This window comes from Shewanella sp. 11B5 (assembly GCF_002836795.1).
In the GTDB taxonomy this organism is placed as follows: Bacteria; Pseudomonadota; Gammaproteobacteria; order Enterobacterales; family Shewanellaceae; genus Shewanella; species Shewanella frigidimarina.
The window spans coordinates 1-1,724 of sequence record NZ_PJAP01000797.1 but is presented as its reverse complement, the minus strand read 5'-3'; the positions used below and the strand labels follow the sequence as shown (position 1 = coordinate 1,724).

The window sequence follows — 1,724 nt, the reverse complement described above, 5'->3', positions numbered from 1 at the left end:
AACAATAAATCACCAAAGATTTCATCTGGGTCTAATATCCCTAATCCTGGCCCTAACAGTAAACCACATAATAAAAGTGGTAAAATTGCTGGTAGACGTAATTTCCAACCAACCCATTGACACAAAAGCGATAACACACCGATTAATGCCAGCATGCCTGTAATGTGTTCAACCATAATTGTTTCCTTTTGTATTGCTATCATTGCTAATGACTAACTTAATAAGCAATGCGACTCACGTTAATATTGTGCTCTAAATGCATTCAACTTGACTGTTTACAACAACTTAATCAGCCAAATCATTCATTGCGATTAATCTATTTTTGTTAATCGATAAAACTTACTGATCTTTCTTTTTATTTCATCATAGGGACATAGTTAACTGATGCATATATGTTTGAGCCCATTAAAAACAGCTGACAAAATTTTGCATATAACATACTAATTTAACAGTAGGATCAAGACTTTTTTTGACCAATATCACATTTTATACCTTTTGCATATTTTTAACATATACATCTGAATTACTTCAGCAAATGGCAACATTGATTTAGACTCTAATCGATTGTTTTTTATCTATTAATTATCTAAAAGCAAAAACCTCAGCAAAAGCTGAGGTTTTATTAATAACATACATATAACGTAATTATTGTGGAATGCTCACCTTACCTTCCATTAATACTCGCGCACTTCGGCTCATAATGGCTTTTTTAACTTGCCATTGACCTTGTACTAATGCTGCTTGCGCACCTACACGTAAAGTGCCAGATGGATGGCCGAAACGAACTGCACTCAGCTCACCGCCGCCAGCAGCTAAATTAACTAATGTGCCAGGAATCGCAGCAGCAGTGCCAATCGCCACCGCAGCAGTGCCCATCATCGCATGGTGCAATTTACCCATAGACAATGCCCGCACGACCAGATCGATATCATCAGTATTAACCGCTTTACCACTGGATGAAATATAATTCGCAGCAGGTGCCACAAAAGCCACTTTAGGGGTATGTTGACGGGCTACCGCTTCATCAATATGCTTAATTAAGCCCATTTTTACTGCACCATAAGCCCGAATGGTTTCAAACATGGCTAACGCTTTATCGTCATTATTAATGTCATCTTGCAACTCAGTACCTTGATACTGAATATCGGCAGCATTAATAAAAATCGTTGGAATGCCCGCATTGATCATGGTGGCTTTAAAGGTCCCTACGCCAGGTACGTCAAGTTCATCAACCACGTTACCAGTAGGAAACATAGCGCCATCACCATCAGCAGGATCTAAAAACTCCACTTGCACTTCTGCTGCGGGGAACGTCACACCATCAAGTTCAAAATCACCGGTTTCTTGCACTTCGCCGTTGGTAATAGGGACATGAGCAATAATGGTTTTATGAATATTGGCTTGCCAAATACGCACGATTGCGGTGCCATTTTCAGGCACTCGGCTTGGATCAATTAAACCATTACTAATGGCAAATGAACCCACCGCTGCAGTTAAATTACCGCAGTTGCCGCTCCAATCAACAAACGGCTTATCAATCGATACTTGACCAAATAAATAGTCAACATCGTGATCAGCTTGAGTACTTTTAGATAAGATAACCGTTTTACTGGTACTTGACGTTGCTCCACCCATCCCATCGGTGTGTTTACCGTAAGGATCGGGACTGCCAATAACCCGCAATAATATTGCATCGCGGGCTGCGCCTGCCACTTGAGCAGCCG

At 40.5% G+C, this 1,724-nt stretch carries 1 protein-coding gene; it reads right to left on the bottom strand.

Translation table 11 applies throughout. The features are described 5' to 3' along the window. Positions 1–645: 645 nt before the first annotated feature. Positions 646–1,724: 2-methylaconitate cis-trans isomerase PrpF (gene prpF / locus CXF78_RS16555; RefSeq protein WP_102037392.1), on the bottom strand; the 1,079-nt coding region annotated here is incomplete at its 5' end.